At 52.4% G+C, this 15,137-nt stretch carries 14 protein-coding genes; 13 read left to right on the forward strand and 1 reads right to left on the reverse strand.

Annotation, left to right across the window (positions count from 1 at the left end; genetic code table 11):
* The first annotated feature begins 76 nt into the window (after nt 1–76).
* From TOCE_RS03100 to TOCE_RS03125, 6 genes are read left to right on the forward strand one after another with little or no spacing between them, the layout of a single operon-like run.
* Nucleotides 77–1,681, forward strand: coding sequence for an ABC transporter substrate-binding protein (locus TOCE_RS03100; protein WP_013275432.1), 1,605 nt, complete (start codon nt 77–79; stop codon nt 1,679–1,681).
* 59 nt (nt 1,682–1,740) lie between these two features.
* Nucleotides 1,741–2,661, forward strand: coding sequence for an ABC transporter permease (locus tag TOCE_RS03105; protein ID WP_041423843.1), 921 nt, complete (start codon nt 1,741–1,743; stop codon nt 2,659–2,661).
* Between the two features lie 6 nt (nt 2,662–2,667).
* On the forward strand, nt 2,668–3,564 hold the full coding sequence (locus TOCE_RS03110) for an ABC transporter permease (RefSeq protein WP_049817888.1): 897 nt from the start codon (nt 2,668–2,670) through the stop codon (nt 3,562–3,564).
* 20 nt (nt 3,565–3,584) lie between these two features.
* Nucleotides 3,585–4,736, forward strand: coding sequence for a C40 family peptidase (locus TOCE_RS03115; protein WP_013275435.1), 1,152 nt, complete (start codon nt 3,585–3,587; stop codon nt 4,734–4,736).
* Nucleotides 4,737–4,751: 15 nt separating this feature from the next.
* Entirely contained in the window at nt 4,752–5,741 is a 990-nt protein-coding gene (locus TOCE_RS03120) for an ABC transporter ATP-binding protein (RefSeq protein WP_013275436.1), read from the forward strand.
* 4 nt (nt 5,742–5,745) lie between these two features.
* A complete protein-coding gene (locus TOCE_RS03125) occupies nt 5,746–6,720 on the forward strand; it encodes an ABC transporter ATP-binding protein (RefSeq protein ID WP_013275437.1) in 975 nt (324 codons plus the stop codon).
* On the opposite strand, the gene TOCE_RS03130 is transcribed toward TOCE_RS03125, so the two are convergent.
* Complete coding sequence (locus tag TOCE_RS03130) at nt 6,721–7,404, reverse strand: rhomboid family intramembrane serine protease (RefSeq protein WP_013275438.1); 684 nt, start codon at nt 7,402–7,404, stop codon at nt 6,721–6,723.
* A 169-nt stretch (nt 7,405–7,573) separates the two neighbouring features.
* Here TOCE_RS03130 and TOCE_RS03135 point away from each other — a divergent pair, with 169 nt between their 5' ends.
* The 7 genes from TOCE_RS03135 (at nt 7,574) to TOCE_RS03165 (ending at nt 15,118) form a co-directional block, all read left to right on the forward strand.
* On the forward strand, nt 7,574–8,533 hold the full coding sequence (locus tag TOCE_RS03135) for a DUF2935 domain-containing protein (protein WP_013275439.1): 960 nt from the start codon (nt 7,574–7,576) through the stop codon (nt 8,531–8,533).
* A 401-nt stretch (nt 8,534–8,934) separates the two neighbouring features.
* Nucleotides 8,935–9,948 carry a 3-deoxy-7-phosphoheptulonate synthase gene (gene aroF / locus TOCE_RS03140; RefSeq protein WP_013275440.1) on the forward strand — a complete coding sequence of 338 codons (1,014 nt, stop codon included), beginning with the start codon at nt 8,935–8,937 and terminating at the stop codon, nt 9,946–9,948.
* On the forward strand, nt 9,949–10,845 hold the full coding sequence (locus TOCE_RS03145) for a prephenate dehydrogenase (protein ID WP_013275441.1): 897 nt from the start codon (nt 9,949–9,951) through the stop codon (nt 10,843–10,845).
* Complete coding sequence (gene aroA, locus TOCE_RS03150) at nt 10,823–12,109, forward strand: 3-phosphoshikimate 1-carboxyvinyltransferase (protein ID WP_013275442.1); 1,287 nt, start codon at nt 10,823–10,825, stop codon at nt 12,107–12,109. The genes TOCE_RS03145 and aroA overlap by 23 nt, the downstream gene beginning before the upstream one ends.
* 196 nt (nt 12,110–12,305) lie before the next feature.
* Nucleotides 12,306–13,319 carry an aspartate-semialdehyde dehydrogenase gene (locus tag TOCE_RS03155; RefSeq protein WP_013275443.1) on the forward strand — a complete coding sequence of 338 codons (1,014 nt, stop codon included), beginning with the start codon at nt 12,306–12,308 and terminating at the stop codon, nt 13,317–13,319.
* 12 nt (nt 13,320–13,331) lie between these two features.
* Complete coding sequence (dapG, locus tag TOCE_RS03160; protein ID WP_013275444.1) at nt 13,332–14,513, forward strand: aspartate kinase; 1,182 nt, start codon at nt 13,332–13,334, stop codon at nt 14,511–14,513.
* Nucleotides 14,514–14,554: 41 nt separating this feature from the next.
* The gene (locus TOCE_RS03165) at nt 14,555–15,118 is read left to right on the forward strand and encodes a pyruvate kinase alpha/beta domain-containing protein (RefSeq protein ID WP_013275445.1); all 564 of its coding nucleotides are present in this window, start codon (nt 14,555–14,557) and stop codon (nt 15,116–15,118) included.
* Nucleotides 15,119–15,137 lie beyond the last annotated feature (19 nt).

Here is a 15,137-nt window from a genome sequence, read left to right on the forward strand (position 1 = left end):
CGGAGCCCGGCATACCGCGAATACGACAGGAATATTATTTAACAGATAAGCCGTTATTTCAGAAGGGGGTTCCGCTGTGGAAAAGCGAGTTTTGTCCGTTTTACTCGTCATGTTAATAATAGCTTCGGTGCTTACCGGATGCTCTAGGTCCGCCGATAAGGCAGAGCCACCCGAGAGCAGTCAGATTAAAAAGGGCGGGGTTCTGAACGACTACCTGGAGGACGACCCCAACGGTTTTGACGTGCAGGAAAATACATTACTAGTCACGTACACACTGGCGCGCCACCTTTACAGCACACTCTTGAGGTATAAAGGCGACACCCTGGAACTGGAGCCCGAATTGCTGGCCAAAATGCCCGAAGTTTCTCCCGACGGCAGGACCTACACCTTCGAACTCAAAAAGGGCGTCAAGTTCCACGACGGCACCACCGAGCTCGTAGCCGACGACGTAAAGTTCACCATAGAGCGCATGCTCAACCCAAACGGCAGGGGAATGAGCACGTGGTTGTTCGAGCCGATTCTGGGTGCAAAGGAATTCATGGAGGGCAAGGCCACTTCTCTTGAGGGCTTTAAGAAAATAGACGATTACAGGTTTCAGATAATACTGGAAAAACCCTACGCGCCCTTCCTCCACAACCTGGCGGTTCCCGCCGCGTCCATATATTCCGAGAAACTGGTAAAAGCCGCCGGTGACAACTGGAGGCTCAACCCTATCGGCACCGGGCCTTTCAGGCTCAAGAGCTACGTGCCGAACACAGAAATAGTGCTGGAAAAGAACCCCTACTATTTTGAGCCCGGACTCCCCTACCTGGACGGCATCCACTACAGGATAGTGCCCGACGCTACTACGGCCCTGATGGAATTTGAAAACGGCACCCTGGATGTGTGCACTATACCGGTCAACGAATACCAGAGGATAAAGGATTCGGGTAAGTACGAAGTGCTTGAAGGGGTGGCCCTTAATACCTATTACTTCCTCATGAACATGAGCGATCCCATGTGGTCCGACGTGAGGCTCAGGAAGGCCGTGGCCATGGCCATAGATAAAGAAAAATTGGTGCAGGCGCTGTACGGCCCGCGGGGAACGGTAGCAAAGAGTTTCGTCACCCCGGGCATACCCGGTGCTTACGAGGAGGGCACGGGTCCGGCTTATGATTACAACCCCGAAGAAGCCAAGAAACTCATCCGGGAACTGGGCAACATAGGCAAGCTTCAGGCCTGGCAGAGGGGTGGCGACCGCCTTTCCGACGCCAATGTGGCCATCCAGGCTATGCTTAAAGAAGTAGGCATTGACCTGGAGATAACCATCGTGGAAAAGGCCGCCTTCGGCGACGCCCGCAGCAAGGGCAAGATACCGGCCACCCACGGCAACTGGTGGGCGGATATCCCCGACCCGGACAACTACCTGCACACCTTCTTCGCAAGGACGAACCAGATGTCCTCCGGCTACAACAACAAAAAGGTACAGGACCTCCTTGAAAAGGCCAGGACGGAAGTGGATGCCGAGAAGAGAAAGGAGCTCTACAGAAGGATCGAAGACATCATTATCCGGGAAGACGTGGCGGTAATACCCCTTTTCCACATAAAGAGCCTGCTTGCCACTCAGAAAAACGTCAAGGGTATTATTATGCACCCGACGGGTATCAACATCTATACTTATGCGTATAAGGAAATTCAGTAACTCGAAGGTTGCAAGATGCGCCGCACGGCGCATCTTCCGCCATTTGAGGAGGTGGAATGTTGATAGACTACATAATACGCAGGCTTATTTTCGCCGTGCCGGTGCTTCTCGGAGTGTCTTTGATCACTTTCATATTGCTAAACGTGGTGCCGGGGGACCCGGTGGTGGAAATGCTGGGAAAGCACGCGGACCCTGCTGCCGTAGAGAAGATCAGGAACCAGCTCGGGCTGAACGACCCCCTTTACATCCAGTTCGGCAGATTTTTGTGGAACGCCTGTAGGGGAGACCTGGGCAAATCCTTCAAGACCGGGCAGCCCGTAACGAAGATGATTCTCGACACCTTCCCGACGACGGTAAAGCTTGCCCTGTCATCGGCCTTCGTGGCCATCGTGGTGGGCCTTACTGTTGGGATAATATCAGCGGTTAAACAGTATTCATTCTTCGACCACGCTTCGATGATAGTCGCCCTGGCCGGGATAAGTGCGCCCATTTTCTGGGTTGCGGTGGTGGGCCAGCTGATTTTCGGCCTTCACCTTAAGTGGCTTCCGATATCCGGCTATTCTACGCCGAAACATATTATACTGCCGGCGGTAGTGCTGGGAATAAGATTCGCCGCTTCCATAGCCCGCTACACCAGGAGCACCTTCCTGGACGTCATAAGGCAGGACTACATCAGGACGGCCAGGGCCAAGGGGCTGGCGGAAAGAGCGGTCATATTCGGCCACGCCCTGAAAAACGCCCTGATTCCGGTTGTAACCGTAATAGGCATGCAGATCAGCGGTCTTTTGACCGGCTCTATCCTTACCGAAACCATTTTCGCGATCCCCGGCCTGGGGCGGCTTTCGCTGTGGGCGCTTTCGAACAGGGATTTTCCGCTGGTGCAGGGGATCGTGCTTTTTACAGCGGTGATATTCGTGATCGGGAACCTGATAGTGGACATATCTTACGCCTTCCTGGACCCCAGGGTCAGGCTGCAGTGAGGGGGTATGAGCGTGGCGCAGGGTTTTGATTCCGGAGGGGCCTCGTTCTGGGCTGATGCGTGGCGCCGGCTTAAGAAAAATAAGCCCGCCATGTTCGGGCTCGCGGTGGTAATAATATTCAGCGCCGTTGCCGTAACCGCGCCGCTTTTGTCCCCCGCGGACCCCTTGAAGACCGACCTTTCCAACAGGTTGAAGCCCCCCGGTTCTCCTTCCGAAATATGCAGTAACGGCGTATATATCCTCGGATCCGACGAGTTCGGCAGGGACATACTTTCCAGGATCCTTTACGGCGCCAGGGTATCCCTCAGCGTCGGCATTATTTCCCAGCTCTTTGTCACAGTCATAGGCGTAACAATGGGCGCACTCGCCGGTTATTACGGCGGGAAGGTCGACATGATTATAATGCGCATCGCCGACATCCTCTTCGCGTTTCCGGACCTTTTGTTTTATATCGGCGTCATGTTCGCCCTGGGGCCCAGTATTTACAACGTTTTCATAGCGCTGGCCCTGATAGGTTGGGCGGGCATGGCGAGACTGGTCCGGAGCCAGGTGCTTTACCTCAGGGAAATGGAGTACGTGGAAGCGGCCAGAGCTCAGGGTTTAACCGACGCCAGGATAATATTAAGGCACATCCTGCCCAACTGCATGGGGCCCATCATCGTTTCAGTGACGATGGGGATACCCGGGGCCATACTGGCCGAGGCGACGCTTTCGTTCCTGGGCCTTGGAGTTCAGCCCCCGAGGCCGAGCTGGGGGAACATGATATACGCCGCCCGCAGTTACATGCTGACGAATCCGTGGTATTCGGTCTGGCCAGGCGTTGCCATAATGATAACCGTGTTTTCCTTTAACCTGCTTGGGGACGGCCTTCGCGACGCTCTGGACCCCAAGCTCAAACGCTGAAGACGCACGGGGTGGCTTTTATGTATAAAAGGATCGCTCTTGCGCTCCTTTTTATTACAGTGGCGGCGGTGTCGATGTGGGGGTGTGGTGTAAAATTGAGCGGCGATCAAATAGTTCAGCGGGTGGAGGAAATCATAGCCGAATTTCAGAAAGAGTTCAAACTTGATCCCAGGGAAACGGTCTTTCAAGTGACGAGGACGGTAAGCGGCGGCAAACTGGTGCTGGAAGGCAGGGTAAGCGACGGACGCGTGAAGGATGAACTGATCTATAGGCTTTCCAAAATTAGGGGAGTGACCGTTGAGGATAAGATCGAACTTTTACCGTCCAAATCCTTGGGAGACAGGGTTTACGGCGTCGTGAAAGTGCCGGTGCTTAATCTGGGAATGGAGCCCGGAAAGGCCGAAGGTAAAGGCACGGTCACCCAGGCCAGGATGGGCGACGTGGTAGAGCTTTTTGAGGAAAAGCACGGCTGGTACCGGGTCCGGATGGAAGACGGTTACCTGGGATGGGCCGACGGGTCAAAATTGTGGATTGCCGATAAACCTTCCCTTTCCGGTTACCTTTCCGGGAGGTTTGCTCTGGTTGTTTCCAAAAAAACTGTACCTCTCTTGGGTATCGGAGGCGGGAGGGTTTTCGACGGGGACCTGGTGCAGGGTACAACACTCCCGCTGATTTCGATAGAGGGGGACTGGGCCCGGCTCATGCTGCCCGGCGGAGGTGAGGTCTACGTCAGGACCGAAGACATCAGGGAATTTCCCTCGAGGGAAAGAATATTTTCCGAGAAAAAAGGCGCTTCTTATGTCATCGCCGTGGCAAAACAGTATATAGGCCTGCCGTACCTATGGGGCGGAACCACCGCTTACGGTTACGACTGCTCCGGCTTTACGCAATTTTGCTTCAGGATGGGCGGGTATTTTTTGAAAAGAGACGCCGATATGCAGTTCGAGCAGGGAGAACCCGTCCGGTATAGAAAGGACCTTAAACCCCGAGACCTGGTATTCTTTGAGACCTACAAACCCGGCCCCTCCCACGTGGGGATTTATATAGGGGATATGAAATTCATTCACGCGGGCAATTCCGGTGTTACAGTAAACAGCTTCGACCCCAAGGACCCTACGTATTCACCGGTTCTTGACAAAAAGTACCTGGGTGCGCGCAGGATTATCCCTTGACCGGGGGTGGCGTATGTGGAAGGAAAGATTTTACTCGAAGTTAAGGACCTCACGGTGAAGTTCTTCACCGACGACGGGGTCGTGACGGCGGTGGACCGGGTGTCCTTTGACATAAAGATGGGTGAGACCCTGGGGATGGTCGGTGAGTCCGGCTGCGGCAAATCGGTGACGTCTCTCGCCATCATGCGCCTTTTGCCGTCTCCTCCGGCCAAAATCACCTCCGGAAAAATATTGTTTGAGGGCGAGGATCTTTTGGCAAAGTCCGAGGCGGAAATGAGGCGGATAAGGGGAAACCGGATTTCGATGATTTTTCAGGAGCCGATGACTTCCCTGAATCCGGTATTCACCGTCGGCAGGCAGATTTCCGAGGCGATAATGCTCCATCAGAGGCTGTCCGGAAAGGAGGCCGTAGAACGGGCCGTCGAGATGCTCAGGCTCGTTGGGATACCCAACCCCGAAAAAAGGTATCACGAGTATCCGCACCAGATGTCAGGAGGCATGCACCAGAGAGTGATGATAGCCATGGCCCTTTCGTGCAGTCCGAAACTATTGGTTGCCGACGAACCCACTACAGCCCTGGACGTGACAATTCAAGCCCAGATACTGGATCTGATAAACCGGCTTAAGGACCAGATAGGCATGAGCGTTCTTTTAATAACCCACGACCTGGGTGTCGTCGCGGAAACAGCCGAGAGGGTTGTGGTGATGTATGCGGGACAGGTGGTTGAAGAAGCTGCTTGCGAAGACCTCTTTGAAAGTCCGCTGCACCCTTACACTGCGGGGCTTTTGAAATCCATACCCAGCCTGGGAGGTGAAAAAGGCCGCCTCCACGTGATCGAAGGTACTGTGCCGAATCCCCTTAACATGCCCCCGGGCTGCAGGTTTAACCCCCGATGCCCCGAAGCCGCGGACGTATGCAGGAAAAAGTCCCCCGCCCTCCTGGAGATGGGAAACGGACGGAGGGTGAGGTGTTTTTTAAGGGGTTCCCACCCCGAGGAGGTGTAGGCGTTTGAACCTGCAGGACATAGTCGAAGTGCAGGGGCTTGTAAAGTGGTATCCGGTGAAAGCCGGAGTATTCCAAAAAGTGGTGGGTTACATCAAAGCCGTCGACGGCGTGAGCTTCAGCATAAAAAGAGGAGAAACCCTGGGACTGGTGGGGGAGAGCGGCTGCGGCAAGACCACCACCGCCAGGTGCATGCTGAGGCTGATAGAACCCACAAAAGGCCGAATACTGTTTAACGGTAGGGATATAATGAGACTTAACCGTGAAGAGCTCAGGAAGTTACGGCCAAAGATGCAGGTGATATTCCAGGACCCATATAGTTCCCTCAACCCCAGGCTTACCGTTAAAGAAATAATAGGCGAAGCACTGGCCTTTCACGGCATCGCCAGGGGAAAGGAACTGGAGGAAAGGGTAAAGCACCTGCTGGAGATGGTGGGCCTTGCTCCGCACCATATGAGGCGGTTCCCCCACGAATTTTCCGGGGGCCAGAGGCAGAGGATAGGTATCGCCAGGGCCCTAGCTACCAATCCGGACCTCGTAGTGTGCGACGAGCCGGTATCGGCCCTGGATGTTTCCATACAGAGCCAGATTCTGAATCTCCTGGAGGACCTGCAGGCCCGCCTTGGGGTGTCCTATCTTTTCATAGCCCACGGGCTTAACGTGGTAAAACACATATCCCACAGGGTGGGTGTAATGTACCTGGGGAAAATAATAGAGATAACCGAAAGCGACGAGATTTACCGAAACCCCCTCCACCCCTATACCCAGGCGCTCATTTCGGCCATACCTTTACCGGAACCAAAAGTCAAGAGGCGAAAAATACTGTTGGAAGGGGATGTGCCCAGTCCCCTTAATCCGCCGGAGGGGTGCCGGTTCTGGACAAGGTGCCGACACGCAGTGAATATATGCAGGCGGGAGGAACCGGAACTATTTGAATGCGCTCCCGGCCATAAGGTGGCATGTCATCTTTATAGGCGATGACTAATACCGATCTCTGAGGAAAAATCTATTTAACAGCACGCCGCTGACAAACCCTCCGATGTGTGCCCACCATGCAATTCCTGAAACCGCCGCACCGCCGATGACGGACAAGACCGTGCCGGAATAGAGCTGGGCCAGGAACCACAGGAAAAGGTAGACCACGGCGGGTATCTGGATGAAGATTGGAACCAGGAAAAAGGTCGGCACCAGGGTGATTATCCTCGCCGATGGGAATAACACGAAGTACGCGCCCATTACGCCCGCGATAGCTCCAGAAGCCCCCACCACCGGTACCCGTGATAAGGGGTTGAAAACCAGGTGAAACACGCCTGCGATTACACCGCTGAGGAGGTAGAAGAGCAGGAACCTTATATGGCCCATCCTATCTTCTACGTTGTCACCGAAAAGCCACAGTATCCACATGTTGCTGATTAAGTGGAGTGTGCTCCCGTGGAGAAATATACTGGTAATAAATGGATAAAGGTCGCCTAGGGAAAACGGTGCACCGGATACCACCAGTTTCGTAATTTTCACCGGTATTAACCCGTATTTGTGGGTGAACCCCACGAAGGTCCTGTATGGAGTGTCCGAGAGAGTAAAAAATATGAGCGAATTTATTATTATGAGCAGGACCGTAACGAGAGGCGGTCGCCTGCTCGGGATGTTGTCCCTGATTGGAAACATCTTAAACCCTCCGTTTTTCTTATTGTTAGCTTTGCATTAACATTATATTAAGATTATAGCACAGGTGGGAATAAATAACAGAACAAGCGAAGTGCCTATGATTGTAACTTCTTATGTAAAGCAACATATACTAGTAGCATTAGAAGGGAATTTTTAGGAGGGATAAGCAGTGTCTTCAAATATTGATTTTGTTCGTGAGTCCCTGGATATACATCTATTTTTTGCAAGGATCATGAAAGAACATTCTTTTTTTCTTGAAATAGGATTTATGCCTAAAAATGTAAATTTTATCCGGCGAGCAGATGATTTCAGGAGGGCTTTTGACGGATTATTAAGAGAAGTGATCTTTCTTGCTAATGGTGTTGTTAGCCCCGAAGTACTTCAATCAGGAGAAGTAATAACGCCATACACGCTTAAAGCAGAAGAAGTTTCTTCGTTTTTTACAGGGGTTAGGATACCAACTGAATTAACAAAAGCTGAAGATGAATTGTCAGGCTCAGATTCTAGGATAAATAATCCGATGCTTGAACGGAAAGTGTTTATGCTTAATCAAAGGGCCATGGAATTACTCATCGAATTAATACGATTTAAAACCACTATTTTATCCAATGTTTTATCCTGCAAAATGTTTACTGTCAACTATCCCCTGCTGATAGAGCATATAAGGAGAGAAACAGAGCTCTATTTACGTATTATTCAGAGGATTCAGGGTAGAGAGAATATAGATATTAAGAGGGAAGTCCTTGAACAGGAGTTATTCTGGAACAGGATTATGGCTGAGCATGCAAAATTCATCCGCGGGTTGCTTGATCCGACAGAAAACGAATTAATCAAAACAGCAAATGATTTTGGGAATGAATTTGACCGTTTGACCAAAGAGGCGAAGGCTGCAATTGATATGACTGTACCTCCGGAACAGGTCACGGATGATAGTCTCAGGGCAACAAAAGCAATTAGGGATTTCAAGGCACAGGGAACTCAGGGTTTGCTTGAATGCAATATCAGGTCGATAATTTTACCATTACTTGGTGACCACGTATTACGTGAAGCAAATCACTATTTGCGACTTTTAAAAATGTTTCAAAGGCATATGTTTGATATTTCCTCTAACGGCGTCGATGAGGCTTAAAACGCCTTTTTTTATGGCTTTTGATATTGCATTGATGATGATACCTTATCATAAAATAACCACAGCAAATGCTGACGGCCTTGACATAAATTCTAGTATATAATATAATACTTTCTAACGTAATGCGGGAAACCTCTCGCTCCTGACGGGGTGCGGGAGGTTTTTTACATAAGCCGGGAGGGGTATGGCGTGACTGTCAGAACGAGTTATCCCGGGCCGATTCCTGACGACAATTCGGAAGGGAACCTTCTTAAGGAAACTGCCGGTAACGCCGAAGCTTTTGTATGCTGTTCCCGGTGGCGGGCGATCTATCCCCCCTCCGGGGGGATATTTACAGGGTGTTTGTAAACGGCACAATATATAAAGCACGTTATTGACATCGTATAATGGAGGGATTGACCTTGATAATAGTGATGCAGAAAAACGCCACCGAGGATCAGATAAAGAAAGTATGCGAGATGGTCGAAAATGCGGGGCTAGGGGTACACCTTTCCAGAGGTACCGATATAACCATAATCGGGGTTATAGGAGACCGCCGGCTGCTGGCCGATAAGCCTATAGAGCGCATGGACGGTGTGGAAAAGACGGTATCCATCATGGAACCGTATAAACTCGCGAGCCGCACTTTTCATCCCGAACCTACCGTGATAAAAGTGGGGGATGTATCGATAGGGGGCGACGAGTTCGTCGTCATGGCAGGCCCCTGTGCTGTGGAGAGCAGGGAACAGCTCCTGGAGACCGCCGAGATGGTGAAAAAGTGCGGCGCTAAAATCCTCCGGGGAGGTGCTTTTAAGCCCAGGACTTCGCCTTACTCATTCCAGGGGTTGGGCGAAGAGGGGCTGAAAATTCTGGCCGAGGCGAGAGAAAGGACCGGCCTTCCCGTTGTAACCGAGGTTACAAGCACGGAAGCTGTAAATACGGTCGCCGAGTACGCCGACATACTGCAGATAGGAGCCCGCAACATGCAGAATTTCCAGCTGCTCAAGGCTGTGGGCAGGACGGGAAAGCCGGTGCTCCTGAAGAGGGGTATGTCCGCCACCATCGAGGAATGGCTGAACGCCGCCGAGTACATCATGAACGAGGGCAATTTTCAGGTAATCCTGTGTGAAAGAGGAATAAGGACCTTTGAGCCGATGACCAGGAATACCCTGGACCTGAGCGCAGTGCCGATAATAAAAAACATAAGCCACCTGCCCGTAATAGTGGACCCCAGCCACGGCACGGGCCATTGGCGCTGGGTGACCCCGATGAGCAGAGCGGCACTGGCCGCCGGTGCCGACGGCCTTATCATCGAAGTCCATCCCAATCCCCAGGAAGCATTGTCCGACGGTTCACAGTCCCTGAAACCGGAGAATTTCATGCTGCTTTGCGAGGAACTCAAAAAAATCGCCCCAATAGTCGGGAGGAGCATGTAGTTGAGCGTTTCCACAGTGGCGGTAGTGGGGTTGGGAATTATAGGAGGGTCGCTGGCCAGGGCTTTTAAAGCTGCTGGCTTGGAAGTATTGGGCATCGACTCGGATGACGGAACCCTTTCAGCGGCTGCAAGCGAAGGGGTCGTATCCGAAGACAGCTTCAATATAAATAGCGCTGACGAAAGCAGCTTTAGAGCATTAAAGAGGGCGGATATAATATTCATCTGTACGCCGGTGCTTAGCATAGTGCCGGTCGTGAAAAGGCTGGCGCCCTTTATTAAAAGGGGTGCCGTGGTGACCGATACGGGCAGCACCAAAAGGGTCGTGGTGAATTCCGTGAAGGAGGTGCTGCCTGAAGGTGTGGCTTTTGTGGGCGGCCACCCCATGGCCGGTTCCCAGTACAGCGGCTACGGTTTTAGCCGGGCCGACCTTTTTTCAAAAAGCCCTTATATACTTACGCCGGCGGAGGAAACCCCTCTGGAGGCTGTCGAGACCCTCAAAGCCTTGGTTTTTAAGATCGGTGCGGTTCCACATATAATGACCCCCGAAGAGCATGACGGGATGGCGGCTGCGGTAAGCCACCTGCCGCAGGTTATAGCAACCAGCCTGGTGAATGCGGTGAGAGAATCCGATACTAGCGGGGAATACTTAAAACTTGCTGGGAGGGGATATAAAGACACTACCCGCATAGCATCCTCCGCCGCGGGAATATGGATAGATATACTGCTTACTAACAGGGATGAAGTTCTAAACATGATATCGATTTTTAAAAAGCAGCTCGGCGAACTGCAGAGGGCAATAGAAGCCTCCAGCGCTCCGGACATAAAAAGGATCTTCGAGAGGGCACGAGAATACGGAAACGGGAGGAATGAAGACTTTGGATGTGACGGTAGAAGGTAAAAGGAGACTCAGGGGGGAGATTTTTGCTCCCCCAGACAAATCCATATCCCACAGGAGCGTAATGCTGGGGGCCGTCGCGGAGGGCATAACCCGGGTGGAGCGGTTTCTTACGGCCGACGATTGCCTCAGGACCGTTGACTGTTTTAAGAAAATGGGAGTGGATATACTGTTTGAGGCGCCGGATAAAGTAATCATAAATGGAAGGGGTCTCAGGGGGTTGAAAAAACCCGACGGACCCCTATACGCGGGCAACTCCGGGACGACGATAAGACTCCTTTCGGGGATACTGGCGGGCCAGGGTTTTGAAGCTACCATTACCGGGGACGAGTCCATCCTGAAAAGGCCCATGGGCAGGGTGGTGGAGCCCCTGACCATGATGGGAGCCGTTATCGAAGGGGCCGGCGGGGGCAGGTACGCCCCCCTCACCATAAGGGGGGGACGTCTTAAAGGAATCCGGTACGAGCTTCCGGTGGCCAGCGCCCAGGTAAAGTCGGCCATACTGCTGGCGGGGCTATACGCCGAAGGCGAAACTACAGTAATAGAAAAGCATAAAACCCGCGACCACACCGAAATTATGCTGGCCCACTTCGGAGGCAGGATTTCAACATCGGACGGTGAGGTCAGGCTGACCCCCGTGGATAAACTCAGCGCCGAGCGGGTGACGGTGCCGGGGGATATATCGTCGGCGGCCTTTTTCATGGCGGCCGCCGCAGTAACGGAAGGTTCAGAACTTCTGATAAGGGATGTGGGCATTAACCCCACTCGAACGGGTATAATCGATGTGCTCCGGGAAATGGGCTGCAATATAAAGATTTATGACGAGAGGATTTGGAATGGAGAAAAAGTCGCCGATGTGCTCGTCAAAGGAGAAGGGCTTCGGGGGATAACCATAAAGGGTGAAATAATACCCAGGCTCATCGATGAGATTCCGGTGATTGCAGTTGCGGCTGCCTTTGCAGAAGGCGAGACGATAATAAGGGATGCGGCAGAGCTGAGGGTAAAGGAGAGCGACAGAATAAAAGCAATAGCCGTGAATTTGAGGAGATTCGGAACTGAAGTGACGGAACTGGAAGACGGCATGATAATCCGGGGCGGCGGGTTCTTGAAGCCCGCCGAGTTTGAAAGCTTTGGCGACCACAGGATCGCCATGGCCATGGCGGTGGCGGCGCTGGCGATCCCCGGGCCATCGAGGATTAAAAACGCCGAGTGTGTAAAAATATCCTTCCCCGGTTTTTTTGAAACTCTTGAGGAAGTCTTATGTTAAAAGCTTTATTAAAAGCCCTCTTTTGGCGAAAGAGGGCTAAAATTTTTTAGCTGTTATGTCAAGTGGAATAAAGATCGCATAAAATGTGTATTGACAGGTTTTTTTATTTTAAATAGAATTATCCTTAATGCATACCTTGATGAGCGGCGCCGTTCATCAATGTTTATCAAAAGATTTTATCCAGGGGGAATGAAAAATGAACGGTTACAATGTGGCCGTGGTGGGTGCTACCGGTGCTGTAGGCCGAACGATGCTGAAAATTTTGGAAGAGCGCAATTTTCCTGTCAAAAGGATTTTGCCTCTGGCTTCTTCGCGCTCCGAGGGTCAGACCGTTGAGTTCATGGGCAGTACAGTAAGGGTTGAAGAAGCAAAACCCTCGTCCTTTGAGGGTATAGATATAGCGCTTTTTTCCGCCGGAAAGGACGTAAGCCTAACTTTAAGCCCCGAAGCCGTAAAAAGGGGAGCGGTGGTGATCGACAACAGCAACGCCTTCAGGATGGACCCCGACGTTCCCCTAGTAGTGCCGGAGGTCAATCCTCAGGACCTCTATAAGCACAAGGGCATTATCGCCAACCCCAACTGTTCGACCATTCAGATGGTGGTTGTTCTAAAACCCATCCACGACAGGGCGCGGATAAAACGGGTAGTAGTTTCCACGTACCAGGCGGTATCGGGGACCGGCCTTGAGGCCATAGAAGAATTGAAACTTCAGTCAAAAAAGGTCCTCGAAGGAGAGAAACCGGAGCCCTGCGTTTATCCCCACCAGATAGCCTTCAACCTCCTTCCGCATATAGACGTTTTCGACGATACGGGTTATACAATGGAAGAATGGAAGATGATCAGGGAGACAAAGAAGATAATGGGGGATGAAAACATAGCTGTGACCGCCACCACCGTTCGGGTGCCGGTGCTGAACTGCCATTCGGAATCGGTAAACATAGAAACTTACGAGAAGGTTACCCCCGAAGAAGCCCGTCGGATTCTTTCCGGTGCTCCGGGCGTCGTGGTGATGGACGATCCTGCAAATAAAGTATACCCGATGCCGGCATACCTTTCGGGTAAAAACGAGGTCTTCGTGGGCAGGATAAGGGAAGATTTTACGGTGCCGTGCGGTTTGAACCTGTGGATCGTGGCCGACAACCTGAGAAAGGGAGCGGCCTATAACGCGGTGCAGATAGCCGAATACCTGGTGAGAAACAAGTTGGTATGAGGTGGCTTTGATATGAAACTGGTTGTACAGAAATTTGGGGGCACGTCGGTAGCCACTCCCAAGTCCAGGGAGATGGTGCTAAAGCATGTGATAAGGACGAAACGGGAAGGATATTCTCCGGTGGTTGTGGTTTCGGCCATCGGGCGAAGGGGTGACCCCTACGCCACCGATACCCTGCTTTCCCTGCTGGAGGAGGTCGGGGGAGAGGTACCGGCCAGGGAAAGGGACCTCTTGATGTCCTGCGGCGAAATAATTTCCGCCGCATTGGTGGCTGCTCTGCTTAACGCCAAGGGACATCCGGCCAAGGCTTTTACCGGAGGCCAGGCGGGCATCATAACCGACGACCGCTTCGGAAACGCCGCGATAAAGGAAATTAAGACCGACGTTCTGATAGACGCTGTCAAGCAGGGCTACATCCCTGTCGTCGCCGGGTTCCAGGGTATTACCGAAAACGGCGACATCACCACCCTGGGTAGGGGCGGCAGCGATACGACGGCTGTAGCCTTAGGTGCCGCTCTCGGCGCCGAGTGCGTCGATATTTTCACCGATGTGGAAGGAATCATGACGGCGGATCCCAGGATCGTCAAGGGAGCACACATTCTGGATACGGTCACCTACCGGGAAGTGACCGAAATGGCTTACAACGGAGCCAGGGTGATACACCCCAAGGCTGTGGAGATAGCCATGCAGCGCAACATACCGGTGAGGGTCAGGTCCACCTTTTCCGATTCACCGGGGACCCTGATCACCTGCGGGCCCGAACGGCTAATTACCGGCATAGCACACATTCCGCACCTGGCCCAGATCTGCATAAAAGTGCCGTCCGATGACAGGAGCGTGGAGGTCCGCATATTCAGGATGCTGGCGGATGCAGGCATAAGCATAGACCTGATCAATCTATTCCCGGATCTGAAGGTATTTACCATTAAAGAAGAGCTTGTGGAAAAAGCGGTCGGGGTACTCGAGGGGATCGGCGTAATTCCCGAGGTGGTGCGCGGACTTGCCAAGGTTACGGTGGTCGGGGCCGGAATGCGGGGTGTACCCGGTGTAATGGCCAGGATAATCGAGGCTCTGGAAGGCGAAAATATCGAAATCCTTCAGACATCCGACTCCCATACGACGATATCCTGTCTGGTGAGAGACGAGGATGCGGAAAGGGCTATAACGGCGCTCCATAAGAAGTTCGAGTTGTGATAAAATTAAATTGCTATAATTTACAACAGGAGGTCAAAGTAATGTACTGGGATTTGCCGGGAAAGCAAAACACGGAGAACACCCTGGCCGTTGTAAAGGAGGCTGTAAGCGAGAGAGGAATAAAGCATGTGGTGGTGGCGTCCACTGGGGGCTATACGGCCAAGTTGTTTTTCGAGGCGAACCTGGGGGTAAACCTGGTGATCGTGACCCATGTTTGCGGCTACGCTGAGCCGGGGAAGATGGAATTTCCCGAGGACCTCAGGCAAAAGCTTTTAGCCTCCGGGGTAAAGGTTTTAACCACAACTCACGTGCTGTCGGGAGCCGAGCGGGGTATAAGCCGGAAGTTCGGCGGGGTATACCCCGTGGAGATAATAGCGAATACATTAAGGATGTTCGGCCAGGGAGTCAAGGTATGCGTCGAAGTTGCGACGATGGCCCTCGATGCAGGTTTGATACCATACGGCGAGGACATTATAGCCGTGGGCGGCAGCGGCACCGGGGCGGATACCGCAGTCATCATGCGCCCGTCCCACGCGGCAAGCATATTTAACACTTGGATTTCGGAGATACTGTGCAAACCGGCGAAGAGAAAAAGGGGAGCATAGTGAAAAATGTAAAGCCCCA

This window comes from Thermosediminibacter oceani DSM 16646 (assembly GCF_000144645.1).
Taxonomy (GTDB): Bacteria; Bacillota; Thermosediminibacteria; order Thermosediminibacterales; family Thermosediminibacteraceae; genus Thermosediminibacter; species Thermosediminibacter oceani.